The 20,688-nt window shown below is 71.8% G+C and carries 16 protein-coding genes and 1 pseudogene; 11 read left to right on the top strand and 6 right to left on the bottom strand.

Going from position 1 to position 20,688, the window contains the following annotated elements; all coding sequences use genetic code 11:
• The first annotated feature begins 4 nt into the window (after positions 1-4).
• The 11 genes from HEP81_RS02735 to HEP81_RS02785 all read left to right on the top strand — a co-directional run bounded on the left by HEP81_RS02735 (position 5) and on the right by HEP81_RS02785 (position 10,936).
• Positions 5-226, top strand: coding sequence for a ferredoxin (locus HEP81_RS02735; protein ID WP_037652702.1), 222 nt, complete (start codon positions 5-7; stop codon positions 224-226).
• A 145-nt stretch (positions 227-371) separates the two neighbouring features.
• Positions 372-791 (top strand): hypothetical protein, encoded by a 420-nt coding sequence (locus HEP81_RS02740; RefSeq protein ID WP_037652700.1) that lies wholly within the window; start codon positions 372-374, stop codon positions 789-791.
• Positions 792-1,051: 260 nt separating this feature from the next.
• Positions 1,052-1,492: a MarR family winged helix-turn-helix transcriptional regulator gene (locus HEP81_RS02745; RefSeq protein ID WP_239695693.1), complete on the top strand. Its 441-nt coding sequence runs from the start codon at positions 1,052-1,054 to the stop codon at positions 1,490-1,492.
• Positions 1,489-3,804, top strand: coding sequence for an MFS transporter (locus HEP81_RS02750; RefSeq protein WP_078967201.1), 2,316 nt, complete (start codon positions 1,489-1,491; stop codon positions 3,802-3,804). Before HEP81_RS02745 ends, HEP81_RS02750 begins: the two co-directional genes overlap by 4 nt.
• A 262-nt stretch (positions 3,805-4,066) precedes the next feature.
• Positions 4,067-5,254 carry an acyltransferase family protein gene (locus HEP81_RS02755; RefSeq protein ID WP_037652696.1) on the top strand — a complete coding sequence of 396 codons (1,188 nt, stop codon included), beginning with the start codon at positions 4,067-4,069 and terminating at the stop codon, positions 5,252-5,254.
• 247 nt (positions 5,255-5,501) lie between these two features.
• A complete protein-coding gene (locus HEP81_RS02760; RefSeq protein WP_051849965.1) occupies positions 5,502-6,263 on the top strand; it encodes a class I SAM-dependent methyltransferase in 762 nt (253 codons plus the stop codon).
• Between the two features lie 261 nt (positions 6,264-6,524).
• On the top strand, positions 6,525-7,415 hold the full coding sequence (locus tag HEP81_RS02765) for an STAS domain-containing protein (protein WP_037652695.1): 891 nt from the start codon (positions 6,525-6,527) through the stop codon (positions 7,413-7,415).
• Entirely contained in the window at positions 7,412-7,792 is a 381-nt protein-coding gene (locus HEP81_RS02770; protein ID WP_037652693.1) for an STAS domain-containing protein, read from the top strand. Before HEP81_RS02765 ends, HEP81_RS02770 begins: the two co-directional genes overlap by 4 nt.
• Positions 7,792-8,238, top strand: a complete 447-nt coding sequence (locus HEP81_RS02775; RefSeq protein ID WP_037652692.1) for an anti-sigma regulatory factor — start codon at positions 7,792-7,794, stop codon at positions 8,236-8,238. The genes HEP81_RS02770 and HEP81_RS02775 overlap by 1 nt, the downstream gene beginning before the upstream one ends.
• Positions 8,235-9,272, top strand: a complete 1,038-nt coding sequence (locus tag HEP81_RS02780; RefSeq protein WP_037652690.1) for an ATP-binding SpoIIE family protein phosphatase — start codon at positions 8,235-8,237, stop codon at positions 9,270-9,272. The genes HEP81_RS02775 and HEP81_RS02780 overlap by 4 nt, the downstream gene beginning before the upstream one ends.
• Positions 9,269-10,936: a PP2C family protein-serine/threonine phosphatase gene (locus tag HEP81_RS02785; protein ID WP_037652689.1), complete on the top strand. Its 1,668-nt coding sequence runs from the start codon at positions 9,269-9,271 to the stop codon at positions 10,934-10,936. The genes HEP81_RS02780 and HEP81_RS02785 overlap by 4 nt, the downstream gene beginning before the upstream one ends.
• A 51-nt stretch (positions 10,937-10,987) precedes the next feature.
• Here HEP81_RS02785 and HEP81_RS02790 read toward each other — a convergent pair whose 3' ends face one another.
• The 6 genes and pseudogenes from HEP81_RS02790 to HEP81_RS02815 form a co-directional block, all read right to left on the bottom strand.
• Positions 10,988-11,230, bottom strand: a complete 243-nt coding sequence (locus HEP81_RS02790; protein WP_037652688.1) for a chaplin — start codon at positions 11,228-11,230, stop codon at positions 10,988-10,990.
• A 129-nt stretch (positions 11,231-11,359) separates the two neighbouring features.
• The gene (locus HEP81_RS02795; protein ID WP_037652686.1) at positions 11,360-13,624 is read right to left on the bottom strand and encodes a catalase; all 2,265 of its coding nucleotides are present in this window, start codon (positions 13,622-13,624) and stop codon (positions 11,360-11,362) included.
• A gap of 591 nt (positions 13,625-14,215) precedes the next feature.
• A complete protein-coding gene (locus tag HEP81_RS02800; protein ID WP_037652685.1) occupies positions 14,216-16,756 on the bottom strand; it encodes a discoidin domain-containing protein in 2,541 nt (846 codons plus the stop codon).
• A 191-nt stretch (positions 16,757-16,947) separates the two neighbouring features.
• Positions 16,948-17,508, bottom strand: a pseudogene (locus HEP81_RS02805) (inositol monophosphatase family protein); the annotation flags it as partial.
• A gap of 41 nt (positions 17,509-17,549) precedes the next feature.
• Positions 17,550-19,331: an RICIN domain-containing protein gene (locus HEP81_RS02810; protein WP_154821790.1), complete on the bottom strand. Its 1,782-nt coding sequence runs from the start codon at positions 19,329-19,331 to the stop codon at positions 17,550-17,552.
• Between the two features lie 125 nt (positions 19,332-19,456).
• Positions 19,457-20,629: an FAD-dependent oxidoreductase gene (locus HEP81_RS02815; RefSeq protein ID WP_037652684.1), complete on the bottom strand. Its 1,173-nt coding sequence runs from the start codon at positions 20,627-20,629 to the stop codon at positions 19,457-19,459.
• Positions 20,630-20,688: the final 59 nt, after the last annotated feature.

The raw sequence follows: 20,688 nt of genomic DNA on the forward strand, positions 1-20,688 counted from the left end.
GGCGATGAGCTGGCGACTGAGCGTGGACCCCGGCCAGTGCATGGGCTCCGGGATGTGCGCCGGGACCGCGCCGGACCTGTTCGTCCTCGACGGCGACCATGCGCGTCCGGTGCGCGAGCAGATCCCGGAGGGCGACGAACGCGCCCTGGACGCGGCCGACATCTGCCCGATGCAGGCCATCACCGTCCGGGACGCCGAGGGGAAGGAGATCGGGCCCCGGGAGTGACACCGGACCGGCTGTTACAAGACAGGGACAAATCGTGAGTGAACGCCCGCGCTCGTGGTGACGTCGTTCCAAGTGACCGCGCCAATCGGCATGTTCCTCTCCTTTGGCGTGAACAGTTGAACTCACCACAGAAAAGGACAGATTCATGATGGTCACGAAGCGGCGTTCCCTGCGCGTTGCCGTCGTCGGCGTCCTGGGCGCGACCTCGCTCGCCCTCGCGGGCACGGCGATGGCCGCCACCCCGGCTGTCCACACCGCGACTGTCGCCGGTGCCCGTACGGCCGCGGCCGCGAAGCCCACCATCACGGCCACGGCTTCGGTGTCCTCGGTGCGCGCCTGGACGCTGTTCCGGGTCACCGGCAAGACCACCGGCATCAAGGCGGCCAGCAAGGTGACCCTCCAGCAGAAGCAGCACGGCAAGTGGGTCGCCCTGCCGGCGTCCACGCCCGTCAACAGCAGCGGCTCCTACGCGCTGCGCGTCGAGCTGGGCCTGAAGGGCAAGAACGAGCTGCGCGTGGTCAGCGGCAGCACGGCGTCCCCGGTCTTCGACGTCACGGTCAGCTGAGCAACCGCTTTTTCGCACGCTCCACCCCCGAAACACCGGTGCCGGGACGGATCCCTCCGCTCCCGGCACCGCCATGTCCGGGCCCCGACAGACTCATATGGCCCCATTTCCCGCCCGGCCCGAAAGTCTTACGAAGATTTTCATAGGGTTCCTATATAGGCGGGTGATACTTAAAGAGTGTGGATCACTCTCACAGAGATGCGGACGTACAGCAGACCGCACAGTCACTGGCGGAGACGGCATCGGCCGTGATCAGGGTCGTGACGGATCACCGGGACCTCAGTTTCACCGCGGCCTCCACCCTGGCGCGGCTGGAACGGGAGGGCCCGGTCCGGCTCACGCTCCTCGCGGCGGCGGAGGGCGTGGCCCAGCCGTCCATGACCCAGTTGGTGCAGCGGCTGGAACGCCAGGACCTGGTCATGCGCGTCGATGACGCGGTGGACGGCCGGGTGACGCTGATCGCGGTCACGGACGCCGGGCGGGAGGTGCTCGCCGCCCGCAGGCGGTCGCGCGACGCACGCCTGGCCGACCTGATGACCGGCCTCCCGGACGACGATCAGCGCGCGCTCGCCGAGGCCATGCGCGTCGTCGCCCCGCTCGTGCGGCGCATGCTCACCGGCACCGCCAAGGGCGCTCAGCCCGCGCAGTCCGCCCAGCCCGCCCTCCAGCCCGAACGGCCTGACACCGGGAGCAACCGATGACGACCAAGGAGACCGACCGCATACCCGGCGCCTCCGAGACCGGGCAGCACCGCGGACGCAGATGGATCGGCGCGGACCACCCCGGTTACAAGTGGGTCGCGCTGACCAACACCACGGTGGGCATGCTGATCGCCACGATCAACAGCTCGATCGTGCTGATCTCACTGCCCGGCATCTTCACCGGCATCCGTCTGGACCCGCTGGAGCCCGCCAACGTCAGCTATCTGCTGTGGATGCTGATGGGCTACATGCTCGTCACAGCGGTACTGGTCGTGGCGCTCGGCAGGCTCGGCGACATGATGGGCCGGGTCCGCATCTACAACGCGGGCTTCCTGATCTTCACGATCACCTCGGTGATCCTCTCGCTCGACCCCTTCCACGGCGGCAGCGGCGCGCTGTGGCTGATCGGCTGGCGGATCGTGCAGGCCATCGGCGGTTCGATGCTGATGGCCAACTCGGCGGCGATCCTCACCGACGCCTTCCCGGCGCGGCAGCGCGGCATGGCGCTCGGCGTCAACATGGTGGCCGGTATCGCCGGTTCGTTTCTCGGCCTGGTGCTCGGCGGTGTGCTGGTCACCTGGAACTGGCGCTCGATCTTCTGGGTCAACGTGCCCATCGGCCTGATCGGCACGGTGTGGGCGTACAAGTCGCTGCACGAGACCGGCATCCGGCGGCCGGGGCGGATGGACTGGTGGGGCAACATCACCTTCGCCATCGGCCTGACCGCGCTGCTCGCCGGGATCACCTACGGCATCCAGCCGTACGGCGGCCACACCATGGGCTGGACCAACCCCTGGGTGCTCGCGGGACTGATCGGCGGCGCCGTGATGCTCGTGGTCTTCTGCCTCGTGGAGGCCAAGGTCTCCGAACCGATGTTCCCGCTGAGGCTGTTCCGCGACGCGGCCTTCGCCGGCGGCAACGCCGCGACCCTGCTCGGCGCGATCGCCCGGGGCGGCCTCCAGTTCATGCTGATCATCTGGCTCCAGGGCATCTGGCTGCCGCTGCACGGCTACGACTACGCCGACACCCCCCTGTGGGCGGGCATCTACATGCTCCCGCTGACCATCGGCTTCCTGCTCGCCGGGCCGCTGTCGGGCGCGCTGTCGGACAAGTTCGGGGCGCGGCTGTTCGCGGCGTGCGGCTTCCTGGTGATGGCGGTGTCCTTCGCCGGGCTGCTGGTCCTGCCGAGCGACTTCTCGTACTGGGTGTTCGCCGCGCTGATCTTCCTCAACGGGCTCGGCGGCGGTCTGTTCGCCGCTCCCAACACGGCGATCATCATGTCCAGCGTGCCGGCCGACGCCCGCGGCGCGGCCTCCGGCATGCGCGCCACCTTCCAGAACGCGGGCATGGTGCTCTCCATGGGCGTGTTCTTCTCGCTCATGGTCGCGGGTCTCGCCGGGACCCTCCCCGACACCCTCACCACCGGCCTGACCGCCCAGGGCGTGCCCGCGGGCGCCGCGCACACGGTGTCCCAACTCCCGCCGGTCGGCGTCCTGTTCGCCGCGTTCCTCGGTTACAACCCCATCCAGCACCTGCTCGGTCCGGACATCCTCGGCCATCTGTCCCCGTCCGCCGCGGCGCATCTCACCGGCCGCGAGTTCTTCCCCCATCTGATCTCGCAGCCCTTCCATGACGGCCTGGTCGTGGTGTTCTCCCTGGCCATCGCGATGTCGCTGGCCGCGGTGGGCGCGTCGCTGATCCGCGGCCGCCGCACGGAGACGGTGGCCGCGGGCTCGCCGTCGCCCGCACCGGACTCACATCCGGCCACCACGGCGCCGACGACCACCTCCGCCCCCTCCACCGGGGTGCTGCGCGGCCGGGTCCACGACAGCGCCGGCCGGCCCATCGCACGGGCGTCCCTCACCCTGGTCGACCGCTCCGGACGGCAGCGGGCGCTCGCCAGTACCGGTGCGGACGGCACGTACGAACTGACGACGCGGGAACCCTCGTCGTACACCCTGGTCGTCTCGGCCACCGGGCACCATCCGCGGGCCGTGCAACTCGACGCCGAGGCCGGTCCCGTCGTACCGGACGTCACCCTGGCGGGCCTGGGCAGCGTCAACGGCACGGTGCGCCACGAACACACCGGCGAACCGGTCCCGGACGCGCAGATCACCCTGCTCAGCTCCTCGGGCGAGGTGGTCGCCTCCGCCGCGACGAACCCGGACGGCACCTACACCCTCCAGAACCTGGCCCCGGGCGCCTACACCGTCGTCACCTCCGGCTACGGCCCCGTCCTCGCGGACGTGACCCTGGACGAGGGCAACTCCCGCGTGGTGGACCTCGAAGTGGGGCATCACGACACCGACTGACGTCGGGTGATGTCGGGTGACCGAAGGGGGCGCGGTTCAGGGAACCGCGCCCCCTTCGCACGGCCCATGACCCGCGCACCGCCAAGCGGTTGAGGCCATGTCGCTCGTACGGGTGTAGCCGAGGGTGATTTCCGTGGCGCGTGCGGGGTTGTCTCGTTCGGCATCTGTGTGATGTTCGGCATGTGAGCTGATGGAACGGGGAGAAGCGGGCAGCAGTCTCCTTCATTACCCACGCCAACCACCCTCTGCGGCAGGTGATTCGATGACCACGGCGACGACCCGGGCGCTCCGGACGACGCCGCTCGCTCCGACCGGCACGACGAACGCCCGTGTTCCGCCCACCGCCAATCCCTCCCTGCCGTCCCTGACGGGGCTGCGATGGATGGCGGCACTGCTGGTGTTCGGAACGCACGTCAACAACTTCGGCTACTTCGGTGGCACCGGCGGCCACCTGGTCAACTGGGGATTCGGTGCCGGTTCCACCGGAGTGTCCTTCTTCTTCGTATTGTCGGGATTCGTCCTGACCTGGTCGGCCCGGCCCGGTGACAGACCCCTCGCCTTCTGGCGGCGGCGCATCGCCCGGATCTATCCGGTGCACCTCGTCACCCTCGCCGTGGCCCTGCTGATGGCCCTCACCCTGGCGCACCAGGGCAACCCCACGCCGAAGCCCGCACTCGCCAACGTCCTGCTGCTGCACTCCTGGTGGCACCCCTGGTGGCAGACGCTCAACCCGGTCAGCTGGTCGCTCGCCTGCGAGGCGTTCTTCTACGCCTCCTTCCCGCTGCTGATCCTGCTGCTGCGCCGCCTCGGCGCACGCGCGTCGGCCGCGCTGGGCGCCCTGTCCGCGGCCTCGGTGCTGGTGCTGGCCTGGTCGGACGCGCACCACTGGTGGACGTACACGCTCTACTCCTTCCCCGCCGCCCGGCTGCCCGAGTTCGTGCTCGGCGCGGTGACCGCCCGGCTGGTACTGCTCGGGCGGTGGCGCGGGCCGGGGCTTGAAGCCTCCCTCGCGCTGGCGATCATCGGCTACTTCCTGGTTCCCCAGATCCCCCCCGGCTACTCCGCCACGGTCTGCACCCTGACCGGGTTCGCCCTGCTCATCCCGGCGGCGGCCGTCGCCGACCTGAACGGGCTGCCGTCCCTGTGGCGGCACCGGCGCCTGGTGCGGCTCGGGGAGCTGTCGTTCGCCTTCTACATGATCCATCTGCTGGTGCTGCGCGCCAGCAGCAATCTGCTGGGTACCAAGCCCCACTTCGGTGTCCTCGCGGGGCTCGGGGTCACCGCCACCGCGTTCGCCGTCTCGCTCGGGCTGTCCTGGGTGCTGTACGAGGCGGTCGAGTGCCCGGCCAGACGGCTGCTGTTGCGCCGTCGGCGGTCCGCGGCGAAGCAGCAGCCGCAGCCCGAGCCCGTTCCGGCCCGACGCGAGGCCCCCGCGGGCCCATCGGAGTGAGGAGGGGCGGGGGAAGAAAGCAGGCCGACCGCAGACAACCGAAATAAGTGCCTTCCGGTCGGCGCTCAGAAGCCTTCCCAGGGGGCCGGGTGGGGGCGTGGATCGGCAAGTGGCCAGGTCCGGTGAAAGCCCTCGCCCGGCCCTCCGCTACGCCCTCACGTATCCGTCAACGCCCCCGGTCCGCACCCCGTGACCTGGTGCGAAGCCCCGTACGTCCCTAGGTTCTCCGCATCGGAGGGAGGGCCGGATGGACCGGAGCATCCGCACGGTGGAGGACGTACTGCGACTCCTGGACGGGCTGTTCGCGTCGGGGGGTGACCGTTGGACCGGTGGGGCGGCCGGATGGTGGGACGATTTCTATGCGGACCGGGACAGACCCGTACCGTTCTTCGCGGCGAAGCCGGACGAGAACCTCGTGTCCTATCTGGACCGGGGGCTCGTCCCGCGAGGGCGGGCGCTGGACCTCGGCTGCGGGCTCGGCCGCAACGCGCTGCTGCTCGCCGAGCGCGGCTTCGAGGTGGACGCCGTCGATCTGTCCCCCGCCGCGCTCGCCCTGGCCGAGGAGCGGGCCCGGGCGGCGGGCCTGGATGTCCGTTTTCTGCGCGGTGATGTGTTCGCGCTCGCGGCGGACAGCCTGCGCGGCCCGTACCGGCTGATCCATGACTCGGGCTGCTTCCACCATCTGCCGCCGCACCGCCGGATCAGCCATCTCGCCCTGCTGGACCGCCTCCTGGCGCCCGGCGGGTACTTCTCGCTCGCCTGTTTCGCCGCGGGGCGGATGGGCTCGGAGCTCTCGGACGCGGACCTCTACCGCGCGGGAAGCCTGGGCGGCGGGCTCGCCTACACGCCCGAGGCGCTGCGCCATGTCTTCGCCGGGCTGGAGGAGATCGAACTGCGCGCCATGCGGTCCCAGCCACCGGACTCCGCGCTCTTCGGGGAGCCGTTCCTGTGGACGGCCCCGTTCCGCCGGCCGGTCAACGGCGCCCGGGACGTGCACCCGCGAGGGTGACCTTCGCAACAGTCGGGAGACTCGCGCGCGATCCGGGGTAGACGGCCACCCGGCACCCGCGCCGAAACCGGAGCGGGGCCGCCCCCGGGACGGTCGTCGCCGGGTCGGCTGTTGGTGTGAACTCATCGTGAGACACCGGGAGTTGGCACGTCAGCGGGCTTCCCGGGTTGGCCCGGCCGGACGGCGCGGGCTAGGGTGCCGGAACGGTGAAGATCAGCTGCCGACCGGCGGCTCCCGGGTGGGCGAGAGGAGAATTCGACAGTGCCACACGACCAGGACGCGACAGCATCGGCGCCGCAATTGGTGGGTTCGTTCCTGGAGCGACGCCGCGAGCAGATCGCCCAGCGATGGGCGGACGCATCCCTGTTCAGGTCGGTGTTCACGGTCTCCCGGGACGAGGCGGTCGAGGCCAGCAAGGCGGTCGTGGACGCCCTGTCCGACGTGGCTGTCAGCGGGCGCCTGGAGGACACCACCGCACCCGGGTACGAACCGGTGCGCGAGCAGCTGGGCCGGATGACCCAGAACCGGGCCCGCGCCGGTGCGACGCCGGCCGGGATCGCCGACGAGGTGGCGGCGCTACGCACGCCCACCGTGGATCTGCTGCGCGAGGAGTTCGCCGACCCGACCGCCCCACAGGCCCAGGAATGCGTGCTGACGCTGACCCTGCTGCTGGGCACCCTGCGCCTGGTCGTGCTGGAGACCGCCCTGGACGCGGGCGCGGAGATGATCGAGCGGCAGCGCCAGCAGTTGCTCGAAGTGGCCACCCCTGTCATCAAGCTGTGGGAGCACACCGTCGCCGTCCCGCTGATCGGGACGCTGGACAGCGCCCGCAGCCAGGTCGTGATGGAGTCGCTGCTGGAGGCCATCGTCGAGCAGCGCGCCCGGTACGCCATCCTGGACATCACCGGTGTGCCCACCGTGGACTCGCTGGTGGCTCAGCACCTGATGAAGACGGTGGCCGCGGCGCGGCTGATGGGGGCCGAGTGCATCGTCTCCGGTATCCGGCCGGCCATCGCGCAGACCATCGTGCAGCTCGGCATCGATCTGGGCTCGGTGCTCACCCGGGCCTCGCTCGCCGACGCGCTCGCCTACGCGCTGAGCCGGCAGGGCATCGAGGTCTCCCGTGCGCAGACGGGTACGAACGCCCGGTGAACGAACCCGTCCCCGTCCATCCGGCCCCGGTGCCGGTACTCGCCCTGGGCGACATACTGCTCGTCTCGCTCCAGGGCGAACTGCACGACGGCCTCGCCGAGCAGTTGCAGCAGGATCTCAGCCACCGCATCGCCACCACCGGCGTGAGCGGAGTGGTCATCGACATCTCCGGAGTGGACATCGTTGACTCCTTCCTCGGCCGGGTGCTCGCGGAGATCGCGTCCACCGCCCGGCTGCTCGCCGCCCGTACGGTCCTCGCCGGGATGCGACCCGCCGTCGCGATCACCCTGGTCGAACTGGGGCTGGTGCTGCCCGGTCTGACCACCGCGCTGGACGTCGACCGGGCCATGGAAGTGCTGTCCCAGAGGGGGAGATGATGCAGCCGTCCGGCCAGGCGTCCGCAACCACCGTGCCCGTCGGTTCGGACGCGGATCTGGCCTGGGTGCGGCAGCAGGTGCGGCAGTGCGCGGCGGCCCTCGGATTCGGTCTGGTGCAGCAGACGAAGCTGGTCACGGCGGCGAGCGAGCTGGCCCGCAACACCCTGGTGCACGGCGGTGGCGGGCACGCGGAGATCACCCCGCTGGACAACGGCCACGCCCGCGGCCTGCGGATGAGCTTCGTCGACAGCGGCCCCGGCATCCGCGATCTGGAGCTGGCCATGACCGACGGTTACACCTCGGGCGGCGGTCTCGGGCTCGGGCTCAGCGGTGCCAGGCGGCTGGTGCAGGAGTTCAGCGTGGAGACCGAGCCGGGCCGGGGCACGACCGTCACGGCCGTCGCCTGGGTGACCCAGGTGCCCGCTTCGCGATCGGGGCTGGGATGAGCCGCGTCTGGGAGATCCCGGTGCACGACTCCACCCGCGTCCGGGACGCCCGTACGGCGGTCCGCGAGGCGTGCGGTCAGGCGGGCCTCGGGCCGGAGCGCACGGCGGCCGGGGAGCTGGTGGCCACCGAGCTGGCCACCAATCTGCTCCGGCACGCGGGCGGCGGCACCCTGGTGGTCAACCTGGTGACACCGCCGTCCGGTACAGGTACCTCGGTACGGCTGTTCACGCTGGACCACGGGCCGGGCATCGCCGATGTCACCGCGGCCCTGCGCGACGGCTGCACCACCGCCGAGCCCTCCCTCGGCGCGGGCCTCGGCAGCTGTCTGCGCAACGCCGACGCCTTCCAGCTGTACGGCGCCCCGGGCCGGGGCACGGCGGCGACGGCGCGGATCGACGCGGAACGCGCGCGGGGCAACCGGGCCTTGGAAGGACCCGCGGCCGGCGGCATCGTCGTCTCGCTCGACCGCGCCGAGCACTCCGGTGACGCCTGGGAGTGCGTGCGCCACGAGGGGCTGGTGACCCTGCTGCTCGCGGACGGGCTCGGGCACGGGCCCAAGGCCGGGCACGCGTCCGGCGCGGCGGTCACGGAGCTGCGGCGCGCCGCGCAGTCGCCGCCCCAGGAGATCCTGCGGCGGCTGCACACCGCCCTGCGCCCCACCCGGGGGGCCGCGATCGCCGTCGCCCAGGTGGACACGGTGAAGGGGGAACTCGGCTTCGCCGGGGTCGGCAACATAGGGGCCCGGCTGCGTACCTCGGACGGGTGGACGTCGCTGGTGTCGCATCCGGGGATCGTCGGGGCGTACTTCCCGGCGCACGTCCCCTTGCGCCGGGCGGCGTGGCACCGCGACAGTCTGCTCGTGCTGCACAGTGACGGGCTGCCCAGCCGCTGGTCCCCGCCCGAGGACCCCCGGCTGCTCGCCCACGATCCGTCGGTGCTGGCCGCGACCGTCCTGCGGGACGCGGGCAGCTCCGCCCGCCCCCCGCGCGACGACACCAGCGTCGCCGTACTGGCCCAGGACCGGCACCCATGACCACGACCTCCGACACCTGGACCCTGACCGGCCCCGTCGACGCGGCCCGGGCCCGTGCGCTGCTGGCGCGGCTCACGGCGGACGCGGGGGTGCCGGCCCGGGACCGCGCCCGTTTCCTGGCCGTGCTGACCGCCATGCTGCGCCCCTGCCGGGAGGGGCGGCGGCAACGGCTGGCCGTGACCGCCGACGAGGACCTGCACCTCGCCCTGGACGGCGCCGAGCCCTGGCGGCACACGCTGGCCTGCCCTTCTCCCCTGCCCCGGCCGCTGCCCCGGCCCGACGACCTGGCCGAGGCCGACCTCGCCGAGGCGCTGCTCGGCGCGGGCGAGGACACCGCCGTCGTACTGGCGGGTCTGGACGAGGCGGAGGAACTGGTCCGGTTCCACCGGGAGGAGTTGCACCAGACCAACCAGGGCGTGCTCGCGCTGCACGCCGAACTGGAGGCGGCCGCGCTGGCGCAGCGGGAGCTGCTGGACGCCGAGCGGGCGGCCCGCGCCGAGGCGGAGAACGCCCGCCGGCTGCTGACCTTCCTCGCCGACGCCAGCGCCTCCCTCAACGCCTCCCTGGACCACGAGGACATCCTGCGCCGGCTCCCCAAGCTGCTGGTGCCGGAGTACGCCCGGCACGTGGACGTATGGCTGGTGGACGACGAGCGGACCCCGCCCGCCGAACGGCCCGCGGCCGCGGTGACGGCGGCCCGCACCGGGCGCCCCCAGCACGCGGCGCCGCGGCCCGGCGGACTCCCCGGCGTGGACGATCTGCCGGCCTCCGTGCTCTCCCCCGACCGGCCGCTGCTGTGCCTGCCGCTCGGCGCGCGCACCGTGCAGGGCGTGCTGACCTTGTCGGCGCCCGGCGAGCGGTTCGCACCGGACACCGCCGTGATGCTGCTGGAGCTGGCCAGGCGGGCGGGCATCGCGCTGGACAACGCCCGCCAGTACGAGCAGCACCGGGACGTCGCCGAGGCCCTCCAGCGCGCCCAGCTCACCGAGTTGCCGGACACCCCGGGGCTCGCGCTGGCGGCGCGCTATCTGCCGGCCACGCACGGCCTGAACATCGGCGGCGACTGGTACGACGCGTTCCCCGGGCCCGACGGCAGTGTGCTGGCGGTGATCGGGGACGTCACCGGGCACGGGCTGCGGGCCGCGGTGATCATGGGCCAGTTGCGTACCGCGCTGCGCGCCTACGCCGTCGAGGGCAACGGGCCCGCGCGCATCCTCACCCTGCTGCACCGGATGCTGCGCCATCAGCAGCCGGAGCTGTACGCGACCTGTGCCATCGCCCGGTTCACGCCGGGTGAGCCGGGTGTGGTGTGGGCGGCGGCCGGTCATCCGCCCGCGCTGGTGCGCGGCCCCGGGGGCGAGGTGCGGGTGCTGGACGCCAAGCCGGGGATCATGCTCGGGGTTCCGGTGCCCCACGAATACGAGGAGCATCACGAGGAGTTGCCGCCTGGTGCCACGCTCGCGCTCTACACGGACGGCCTGGTGGAGCGCCGGTCCGCGGGGATCGACGCGGGTATAGAGCGGCTGGCCGACGCGCTGGGCACGCTCGGCGCGGCGGAGCTGGAGCGGCTGGACGCGGCGGCCGACGCGCTGCTCAAGCCGATGCTGCGGGACTCCGAACACGACGACGACATCTGTCTGTTGCTCTGTCGTACCGCCGCCTGACGCGCCCGTGCGCCGGTTCCCCGGGCGGGGAACCGGCGCACGGGCGTGCGGTCAGTCGTTGACGCAGGTGTTCCCGGCGGCCGGGTTCAGCAGCCCGATGATGTCGATGCTGTCACCGCAGACGTTGACGGGGATGTGGATCGGGACCTGGATGACGTCCCCGGACAGGACACCCGGGCTGCCCACGGCCGTGCCGGTCGTCGGGTCGGGGTCGGCCGCGAAGGCGCTGGCGGTGCCGCCCAGCGCAAAGACGCCTGCGAGTACGGCCGTTGTGGCGATGCTGCGGATGCGCATGTATCTGCCTTACTGGTCGAAAGGTAGGGACAGCACCATCACACCCGGTCCTCATGGGGTTCGCCTCTCCGGATACGCCGACGGGGTGGCCCCCTTCGGAGGGAACCACCCCGGGTCGGACCGGTGTGCTCAGGCGGCGGACGGGAAGCGCTCCCAGACCCGGTGCGTGCCCAGCGACTGGACGAGTTGCCGGAGCACGGTGGTGGCGTCGTCGTCGACGATCACCCCGGGGGCGTCGAGCGGGATGCCGGCCGCCTCCAGTGACTCCCGGCCGCCCTTGGTGGCACCGAGGGCCTTGCCGTGCCGGTAGGCCTCCGCCAGCAGCAGCCCCACCCGGGGGTCGGCCGTGGGAGAGACCGAGGGCAGACCGGCCTTGGCGTCGCGGGCGCCGTACGCGTCCTCACCGACGCCCGGGACGCCCGCCACCAGCAGGGCGTCGAACTCCACGGAGCGCGCGGTGGCGTAGGTGCGCTGCACGGTCAGGGCGCCGCCGCCGGAACCGAGCTTGCCGCCCTTGGGCGCGATGACGAGGGGGACCATCCCGCCGTCCAGCACCGCCTGCCGTGCGGCCGCCACACCGTCGAGGTCGCCGTCCTCTCCGGTGATGATGCCGATGATCCGCCCGTCGGTGGGCCAGGTGTGGCCGACCTGGGACAGCGCGGGGCTGGGCGCGACGTCCGCGAGCGGCTCGGTGGGCTCGGGGGCGGCCAGGCCGAGCCCGGCGGCGACACCCGCGCACAGCTCCGGGTCGACGTTCGCGAGGACCTGCAACGCCCGCTCGCGGATGGCCTGTTCGTAGCACTTGCCGAGCTCGAAGGTGTAGGCACCGATGATGTGCTCGCGCTCCACCGGGCTCATGCTGAGCCAGAACCGGCGTGGCTGGCTGAAGTGGTCGGCGAACGATTCCGGCGCCTCGCGGACCTTGGTCGCCTCCGGTACCCGTACCGGCGCCTCGACATAGCCGCCCATGTCCGCGCCCGCGGTGAACGGGCAGCCGCCGTCGAGGGAGTTGGGGCGGTAGGGGGCGACCCCTCGGTGCACGGCGGTCTGGTGGAGGCCGTCGCGCAGCATGTCGTTGACGGGTGCGTGCGGCCGGTTGATCGGGATCTGCGGGAAGTTGGGGCCGCCCAGGCGGGTGATCTGCGTGTCCAGGTAGGAGAAGAGCCGTCCGGCCAGCAGCGGATCGTCGGTGACGTCGATGCCGGGTACGAGGTGGCCGACGTGGAAGGCGACCTGCTCGGTCTCGGCGAAGAAGTTCGTGGGATTGCGGTCGAGGGTGAGCAGCCCGATCGGCTGCACCGGGGCCAGTTCCTCGGGGACGATGTTCGTCGGGTCCAGCAGGTCGATGCCCTCGAAGGTCTGGTCGGGGGTGTCGGGGAAGGTCTGGATGCCGAACTCCCATTCGGGGTAGGCGCCCGCCTCGATCGCGTCGGCGAGGTCCCGGCGGTGGAAGTCGGGGTCCACACCGCTGATGATCTGCGCCTCTTCCCACACCAGGGAGTGCACGCCCAGCTTCGGCTTCCAGTGGAACTTCACCAACGTGGTCTCGCCGGCCGCGTTCACCAGGCGGAAGGTGTGGATGCCGAAGCCCTCCATGGTGCGCAGCGAGCGCGGGATGCCCCGATCGGACATGTTCCACAGGGTGTGGTGGGTGGCCTCGGTGTGCAGGGTGACGAAGTCCCAGAAGGTGTCGTGGGCGCTCTGTGCCTGCGGGATCTCCCGGTCGGGGTGCGGCTTGCCCGCGTGGATGACGTCGGGGAACTTGATCGCGTCCTGGATGAAGAAGACCGGGATGTTGTTTCCGACCAGGTCGAAGACGCCCTCGCTGGTGTAGAACTTCGTGGCGAACCCGCGGGTGTCACGGACGGTGTCGGCGGAGCCGCGGGAGCCGAGGACCGTGGAGAAGCGCACGAACACCGGTGTCTCGACGTCCTCGGCGAGAAAGGCCGCCTTGGTGACCCCGGCCGCCGTGCCGTAGCTGCGGAAGACACCGTGGGCGCCGGAGCCGCGGGCGTGCACCACCCGCTCCGGGATGCGCTCGTGGTCGAAGTGCATCACCTTCTCGCGCAGATGGTGGTCCTGGAGGAGGACCGGGCCCCGGGGCCCCGCCTTCAGGGAATGGTCCGTGTCCGGCAGGCGGGTGCCCTGGGCGTTGGTGAGACAGCTGCCGCTCTGGGCCATGCGAGCCTGGTCGGCGCCGGTGGGCTGGCCGGTCGGCGAGACGGTGTCCGGGCCGGTCTGGTCGGGCTTGGGGGGCGGGGGATCACGGGGCTCGACCGGCTCGGCGACCGGCGGCGACCCGGTTCCCGGCTTGCCGGGGATGCCCTCCTCCGGTCCCTCGGCCCCGCCCCTCAGGGCGTCCGCCGCTCGCTTCAGGGGATTCTTCTCGCTCATCAGTTCTATTCCTTCGCTGATCACGGGGCTGGTCCGGGATGGCGAGGCGCGGTCGGCCGAACGATTCGGCCCGGACATGCGGAAAAGGGGTCGCCGGGCCGGGTACCGAGGTCCCCGGGCCGGGGCGTCCGGAACCGGGAATGGGGGGATCTCCCGGCCGGGGTGAAGTCGGGCCGTCTCCCGTCGAGTTGCCGGGGCAGCTGGCCCGCCGGACGCGCTGGTCCGGACCCGGAGACCGCTCGGGCAGGGTCAAGTGCCCCTCGCCGAGGGCGTGTTCGTCAGGGGCCGGCTTCTTGACCCGGGAAGGGGCAGCACCCGGCCGCCCGCATACGACACCCTAGGGGGTGCCCGGGGTCCGCGCAGTTCGGGACACGGCCGGCAGGACCCGGTCGGTGGTACGGGTGGCGGGGTGGGCCGGGGCTGACCGTCTCGTCCGGTCGAGCCGGTGTGCGCCACCTGGGTGCGCGGCCATGCCACGAGGACCTTCTCGGTTTCCTCGTCATGCGTAGGTGAGGGAGGAACTGATCCGGCAGCGGTCCGAGCCGGGCCCCGGGGCCGGACCGGTGAGGTACGGCCCCGGGGTGAACCGGCTCAGGGGAAGGACGTCACCTTGGAGGGGACGGTGCTGGTTCCCGAGGTGGCGGGTCCGGTGTTGTTGACGACGTGGGCGTACTGGCCGTTGCCGCCGAGGGAGATCACCAGGAGGTCGTGCAGTTTGATGCCGGATCCCGTCGGCACCTGGAAGCCGTGGGCCTGCACGATCGAGGGGTCGGCCGTGTAGTTGCAGTAGCTGCCCAGCCCCCAGGCCTCGTGCGTGGTGACCGAGTCGTCGACCTTGTAGGCCGCGTAGCCGGTGATGCCGTCATGGGTGACGGCGGCGGCGTTCGGGGCGTCGTACGCCTTCTCGTTCTGGAAGAAGATGGTCCGGCCGCGCTCTCCGCTCCAGTAGACGTCGTACTTGTTGAAGTGTTCGACGAACAGGCCGGTGGCGAGGACGTCGTCGCCGTTGACCCGCAGGCCGTAGTCGGCGCGGTTGGTGGTCCAGCCGACGCCGCTGCCGTGGTCGGCGCGCCAGATCCAGGTGTGGTCGATGATCGTGTCGTCACTGTTGACCACCAGCGAGTTGGTGGCGAGACCGGGGCCCGCGCCGCCGATGCGGAAGAACACGTCCTGCACGGTGGTCGGGTTCGCGGAGTGGTCGGCGCTCGCACCCGGGTCGCCGATGCGCAGCAGGGTGTCGGAGTTGACGGATCCGGCGTCGATCAGCAGCCCGGCCAGCTTGACCCCGTCGACGTCGGAGACGTGCATGGCGTCGACCCCGTTGTCCGGGACCAGGGTGGCGAGCCCGAGGCCGAGGACCACGGTGTTCGCGCGGGTCACATTGATCGTCTGGTCGAGGTGGTAGACGCCCGGGGTGAACAGGAGGTTGAGGCCCTGGGCGAGGGCCGCGTTGATGGTGGCCGCGGTCGCGCCCGGCTTGACGACGTAGAACTGGTCGAGCGGGAGGGAGGTGCCCGGCGTGTTCGGCCAGGAGACACCGCGGGCGTTGGTGCGCTTGGACGGGACGAACACCTTGTACGTGGAGCCGTCCAGGTACAGGAACGGCTTCTCGCGGGAGACGGGCGTGTTGTCCAGCGTGGTGTACGGGCCGCTGTCGAAGTTGGTGGCGGGCGCGCCCTGGACGCCGGAGAAGGTCATGTTCCACACGCCGTTGGTCCAGCCGCCGACCGAGCTGTCGCGGGTGTACCACTGCTGCTGGGAGTACGGGCCGACGGTACCGTCGATCTTCGAGTCGGCGATGTAGCCGCCGGAGGCCCAACCGTAGCCGTTCGGGGCGAGGTTGAGGCCGCCCTCGACATGGATACGGCGGAAGGGCGCGGCCTGGGCGACGGCCCAGCGGTCGTCCCCGTTGGACGGCTTGATGGCGAGGTTCTCGGCCGAACGCCAGAAGTTCTGGGTGGCGTTGCCGTTGAACCAGCCCGCGTCCACGGTGACATCACCGTTGATCTGGGTGTCGTCGGGGTTGAGGCCGAGTCCCGAGATCGAGGTGTAGAAGCCGATCTGGGCGTTGATGTTGTTGTAGGTGCCGGGCTTGAGCAGGAACTGGTAGCGGCCGCTGCCGAACTGGGCGGATTCCTGCTGGGCGAAGACGTCGTCGAACTTCTGCTGGAGGTTCGGTGTGGAGGGGTCGACGACGATGACGTTGGGCCCGAGGTCGCCGCCGCCCTGCACGGGCGGGGTGCCGGTGGTGCCGGTGTGCACGGCGACCTCCCACAGGGAGTAGCCGTAGCCGGTGCCGCGGGCGGTGCCGTAGACGCGGACGTACCGGCCGGAGCCGCTGACGTCGTAGGACGCCGTGCCGCCGGTGGCGCCGGTGACGCTCTTGAGGGTGCTCCAGTTCTGGCCGTCGGTGGAGGTCTGGATCTGGAAGTTCTTGCCGTAGGCGGTCTCCCAGTTCAGGTCCACCTTGCACAGGTCCTGCACCGAGCCGAGGTCGACCTGGACCCACTGCGGGTCGGACGCCTGGCTGGACCAGCGGGTGCCGGCGTTGCCGTCGAAGGCGGCGGAGGCGGGGGTGCCGGCGTTCTCGGTGGAGGAGGCGGTGGCGGGCCTGCCCTGGGCGGCGTTCGCCGTGCCGCAGCTGGGCTGTGCGGTGTCGGTGCTGCCGTACACCTGGAACTCCCACAGGGAGTAGCCCCATTGGGTGGCGCGGTGCACACCGAGCATGCGGACGTAGCGCCCCTGGCCGGAGACGTCGAGGGTGTCATTGCCGCCGTCCGAGCCGGTGACCGACTTCAGATCGGTCCAGTTGACGGCGTCCTTCGATATCTGGACCTTGTAGTCCTTCGCGTACGCGGCCTCCCAGTCGAGGACGACGCGGGTGACGGAGGCGGTGGCGCCCAGGTCGACCTGGAGCCACTGGTCGTCGGTGGTGGCGGAGGACCAGCGGGTCCCCGTGTCGCCGTCCACGGCGTCGGCCGCGGTGGTGCCGTAGTTCTCCTCGGAGGACGCGGTGGCCGTCTTTCCCTGGGACAACGGCGCCTCGGCCGCGACGGCCCGGCCGTGGCCGAGGGGCAGGGTGATCAGCGCGGCCATGGCGGCCAGCGCGACACCCGCGGATCGGAATCTCATATGCGGCTCCCTGAATACAGGTGGGTGAACATCGATCGCTCACTACTTAGTTCACGTTTTGATTTAAGTGGCGAGACGGATGCCGCACAAGCCTTCGGAAGCCGAACGTTTCCGCGCGTTCCGCTCAGGGCGCCGCGTCAAGCCCGTTTTTGCGCCTGCCGCCGGACCATCGCGAGGAGTGCGGTGTGGGTGCCGGGGTCGGCGAGCAGCGAAGGGGCCCGGAATCCGGGGGCGTTGGGAAAGGGCGGGTCGAGATTGACGTCCACCAGTGCCGAGGCGGCGGAGGGCGTCAGCTTCTCCTCACCGTCGCCGTCATCGTCTCTGTCGCCGTCGCCGGTGCTCAGCCGGGCCCGGGTGCCGTCGGTCCAGAAGACCTCGCCGGTGAACGGGTCGGCGGTGGCCGCCGCGGTGGTCTCGCCGTCCACCCGAAGGGCGACGTTGACGCCGACGAGCCTGGTCCGCACCGCGTAGTTGAGGGTGCCGCACAGGGGGTCGACCAGCCAGCGGCGCCGGGCCCCGGCGCCGCCGCGGGGGCCGCTCTCCTCGCCGGTGACGGCATCGTCCGGGCGGCCGGCGCGCAGTACGTCCAGGATCGCCCGCTCGGCGGCGAGGTCCGCCTCGGTGGCGAAGTCACCGGCGCCCTTCTCATGGCGTGCGAGCCGGCCGCCGTACAGGTCGCGTACGACGGCGGCGCCCGCCCGGGCCGCGGTCACGGCCAGGCGGGCGTCGGATTCCCGCTCGGTGAGCGTCATGGGCGCAGCCTACGCACAACTCACAGCGGAGTCGGAGGAGTTCAGCCCCGTGCCGGGGTGAGCGTGAGGGTCTGCTCGGCGGCGGTGCGGCCACGTCCGACGGCGCTGTGGGTGGTGTCGGTCCAGGTGCGCACCGGGACGGTCTCCGCGCCGCGGCCGGGATCGGCGGACAGGCCGAGGACCAGGCCGCTGTAGCGGTTGACGAGGTGGAAGGTGCCGTCCGGGGAGGCGTCCGGGATCAGGAACCACTGCTGTCCGACGGCCGGGCTCTTCCCGCGCCGCGGGGTGACGGTCGGCACGGTGCCCCAGGCGCGGTCCCGGGTCCTGGTGGAGTCGACGCCGAGCAGGGCGCCGGTGGCGGAGTTGGTCACGGTGTAGGCGCCGTCGCCGGTGGGCCGGAAGGTCCAGGTGGCGCGGGCCGCGGGGGTGGGCCGGGCCGCGGTGGTGGTGGCGGCGCCGGGGTTCTGGGCGAGGACACGGCCGGTGCCCGCGGCGATCCGGTAGCGGTGCCCGGTGGCCACGGGCGGGGCCGCGGGGGTGGCGGAGTCGAGGGTGAGGTCGACGTACTCGCCGTCGGCGCCGTGCGCGCAGCCGAAGGAGCAGTACGAGCGGAAGGTCCGGCCCACTATCGAGGAGCTGGTGCGGTTCGCGCCGTCGAGGAACCAGCGGTACCAGGAGGCGGTCGTGTAGCCGCCGGTGTCGCCGATCAGATGCCATTTCTGGGTGGCGAGGTCGTCGGTGGCGTAGAGGTACTGCGGCGCGTTCCCGCTCTGGTCGACGGCCTGCGGTTCGCCGATGTACAGCCCGAGGTAGGCGTCGTAGGCGATGTTCATCACGAACAGCGGGGAGGTCGGGGGCGTTCTACCGGCCGCGATCTGCTCGGCCGTGGTGCCGGTGTTCGCCGGGTCGTACTCGGCGGCCGCGGGGGTGTGACCGGTGGGGTGGCCGGCGTCGACGGGGACGATGTTGCTCTCCTTGCCGCCGGTGCCGGGCTGGGACCAGGCGCCGTCGTACCACTTGCGCCAGGAGCCGGGGGCCATCCGCTGGGCGATCGGGGCGCGGGCGACATGCTCGTAGAAGGCCTTCCAGCCGCCCTTCTTGTCCACGATCCGGGAGCCGTAATAGACGTAGAAGTAGCCGGAGGCGGTGTCCACGAACAGGCGCTGGTCGCCGTCGCCGTAGTCGTACGTCTGGTTCGGGAAGGCGGCCGTGTCCCCGCGCACGGTGCTGAACGGGGACGTGATGACATGGTCCTGGATGGTCCAGGTGCGGCCCCGGTCGGTGGAGACGGCGTAGTCGATGGCGTCGAAGTGCAGCCCGTCACCGAAGGGTTGGGGCGTGAACTCGTTGTGGACCAGGCCGTACCAGTCGCCGGTGTCGGGGTCGACCCACACGCCGGACAGGTCGCAGTAGTTCTTCTGGGAGTAGCCCGATCCGGCCGGGGGGTCGCTCGCCTCGCGGCCGGTGGGGCTGTTGTCGCAGCGCGCGGTGGTGTCGTCGTTGCGGTCGGCGGGGTCGGCCGGGTTCACCGCGGTGCTCAGCGCGCTGTCGAAGACGGCGGTGTCGAAGTCGGTTCCGGTGTAGAAGTCCCAGCTGCGGGGGTCGTTCGCGCCGTACAGGGCGGCGGACTGCTGGTAGTGGAAGGTGCCGTCCCGGTCGAGGAAGGGGCTCGCGGGGGTGTCCGTGGGGTACGGGAAGGGCACCGGGCTGCCCACGGTGACGGTGTAGGCGGGGGCGGCGGACGCCGGGGACGCGGTGGCGGCGCCCAGGACGAGGGCGACGGTCGCGGCCATGGCGCCGCCCGCTCTGCTCAACAGTCGCACGGATGCTCCTCGTTGCCGAAGGTGATGCCGGAGGTCCGGTCCCACGGAACGATCAACCTCCGGCGGTGTCACGGCAATGGACTCCCGTGCGCCGCCTCTTGCACTTTCGCGCGCGGGCCGGCCGGTCAGCCCTCCTCGGACAGCGGTGTGTCCCAGGCCAGTTGGCGGATGAGTCCCTCGTCCCGGTGGTCGGGGCGGTGGTTCGGCTCGGCGGGGCGGGCGGGGGCGTGGGTGCCGCGGGACATGCCGCCGCTGACGGTGATGTTGTGCTCCACGCGCGGGCGCCGGTGCCGCTCGTAGGCCCCGAACGCCCGTGCGGCGTCCGGCAGATCGCGGAGCGCCTTGGCGAGGACGACCGCGTCCTCCAGCGCCGTGGAGGCGCCCTGTCCGGTCGCCGGGGAGGCCGCGTGGGCCGCGTCGCCGATGAGCAGCACCCTGCCGGTGTGCCAGCGGGCACCGAGCGGCATCTCGGTGGCGTTGGTGACCATCACGGGGCCCGGGCAGCCGGCCACGAGCGCGGCGGCGGGTGTGGGGTCCGCGCGCAGCAGGGGCAGCAGTTCCTCGCGCGGTACGGCGCTGCGTGCGCCCGGCCCCCGTTCGGGAAGCGGGTCGCCGCCGACGCGGGCGAACCAGTACGTCTCCCCCGTCGGCGCCTCGGCGTACCCGAAGGCGCTCTGGCTGCCGCGCACCATGGTGATGACGCCGCTGCCGCCCGTGCCCGGGGCGCCGGGGGTGCGGCCGTAGAAGACGCGTTGTCCCGCGTAGCCGGGCCGGACGCCGGGGCTGAGGGCGCGGCGGACGGCGGAGTTCAGGCCGTCGGCGCCGATGAGCAGATCGCCGGTGGCGGTGGTGCCGTCCGCGAAGCGTGCGGTGACGCCGTAGGGCCCGTCGGTCACCGAGGTCAGGCGGGCGCCGTGGGTGAGGCGGATGCCGCGCGCCGAAACCTCCTGCTGGAGCGCGGAGTTCAGCTCGCCCCGGCGCAGGCAGCGGTAGCGCAGATCGGGTTCGGCGACCTCGCCGAGCGGGACATGGGCCAGTTCGGCGCCCTCCGCGTCCAGCAGGCGCAGCGAAGTCAGCGGAAAACCGATGGCTGTCACGGCCCGGGTGGCGTCCAGTTGGGCCAGGGCGCGCATGCCGGTGCTCGCCAGGGTGAGGAAGGCGCCGATGTCCTGGTCCGCGCCGGAGTGCGCCTCGTACACGCGCACGTCGAGGCCCGCGCGACGCAGGCCCAGTGCGGCGGCGCTGCCCGCGATGCCGCCGCCGATCACCAGGACCCTGGTCGCTGCCGTACCGGTCATGTGCCGCTCCCCATGCCGACAGTGGTGACGACCATCCAAGTACAGCGGCGGACCAAGGG

It is taken from the genome of Streptomyces griseofuscus (assembly GCF_014673495.1).
In the GTDB taxonomy this organism is placed as follows: domain Bacteria; phylum Actinomycetota; class Actinomycetes; order Streptomycetales; family Streptomycetaceae; genus Streptomyces; species Streptomyces murinus.

What these genes read in the sequence shown, in the direction of transcription:
- HEP81_RS02735 (WP_037652702.1), top strand. Translation starts at nt 5, where the DNA reads ATGAGCTGGCGACTGAGCGTGGACCCCGGCCAGTGCATGGGCTCCGGG.
- HEP81_RS02740 (WP_037652700.1), top strand. Translation starts at nt 372, where the DNA reads ATGATGGTCACGAAGCGGCGTTCCCTGCGCGTTGCCGTCGTCGGCGTC.
- HEP81_RS02750 (WP_078967201.1), top strand. Translation starts at nt 1,489, where the DNA reads ATGACGACCAAGGAGACCGACCGCATACCCGGCGCCTCCGAGACCGGG.
- HEP81_RS02755 (WP_037652696.1), top strand. Translation starts at nt 4,067, where the DNA reads ATGACCACGGCGACGACCCGGGCGCTCCGGACGACGCCGCTCGCTCCG.
- HEP81_RS02760 (WP_051849965.1), top strand. Translation starts at nt 5,502, where the DNA reads ATGGACCGGAGCATCCGCACGGTGGAGGACGTACTGCGACTCCTGGAC.
- HEP81_RS02775 (WP_037652692.1), top strand. Translation starts at nt 7,792, where the DNA reads ATGCAGCCGTCCGGCCAGGCGTCCGCAACCACCGTGCCCGTCGGTTCG.
- HEP81_RS02780 (WP_037652690.1), top strand. Translation starts at nt 8,235, where the DNA reads ATGAGCCGCGTCTGGGAGATCCCGGTGCACGACTCCACCCGCGTCCGG.
- HEP81_RS02785 (WP_037652689.1), top strand. Translation starts at nt 9,269, where the DNA reads ATGACCACGACCTCCGACACCTGGACCCTGACCGGCCCCGTCGACGCG.
- HEP81_RS02790 (WP_037652688.1), bottom strand. Translation starts at nt 11,230, where the DNA reads ATGCGCATCCGCAGCATCGCCACAACGGCCGTACTCGCAGGCGTCTTT.
- HEP81_RS02795 (WP_037652686.1), bottom strand. Translation starts at nt 13,624, where the DNA reads ATGAGCGAGAAGAATCCCCTGAAGCGAGCGGCGGACGCCCTGAGGGGC.
- HEP81_RS02800 (WP_037652685.1), bottom strand. Translation starts at nt 16,756, where the DNA reads ATGAGATTCCGATCCGCGGGTGTCGCGCTGGCCGCCATGGCCGCGCTG.
- HEP81_RS02815 (WP_037652684.1), bottom strand. Translation starts at nt 20,629, where the DNA reads ATGACCGGTACGGCAGCGACCAGGGTCCTGGTGATCGGCGGCGGCATC.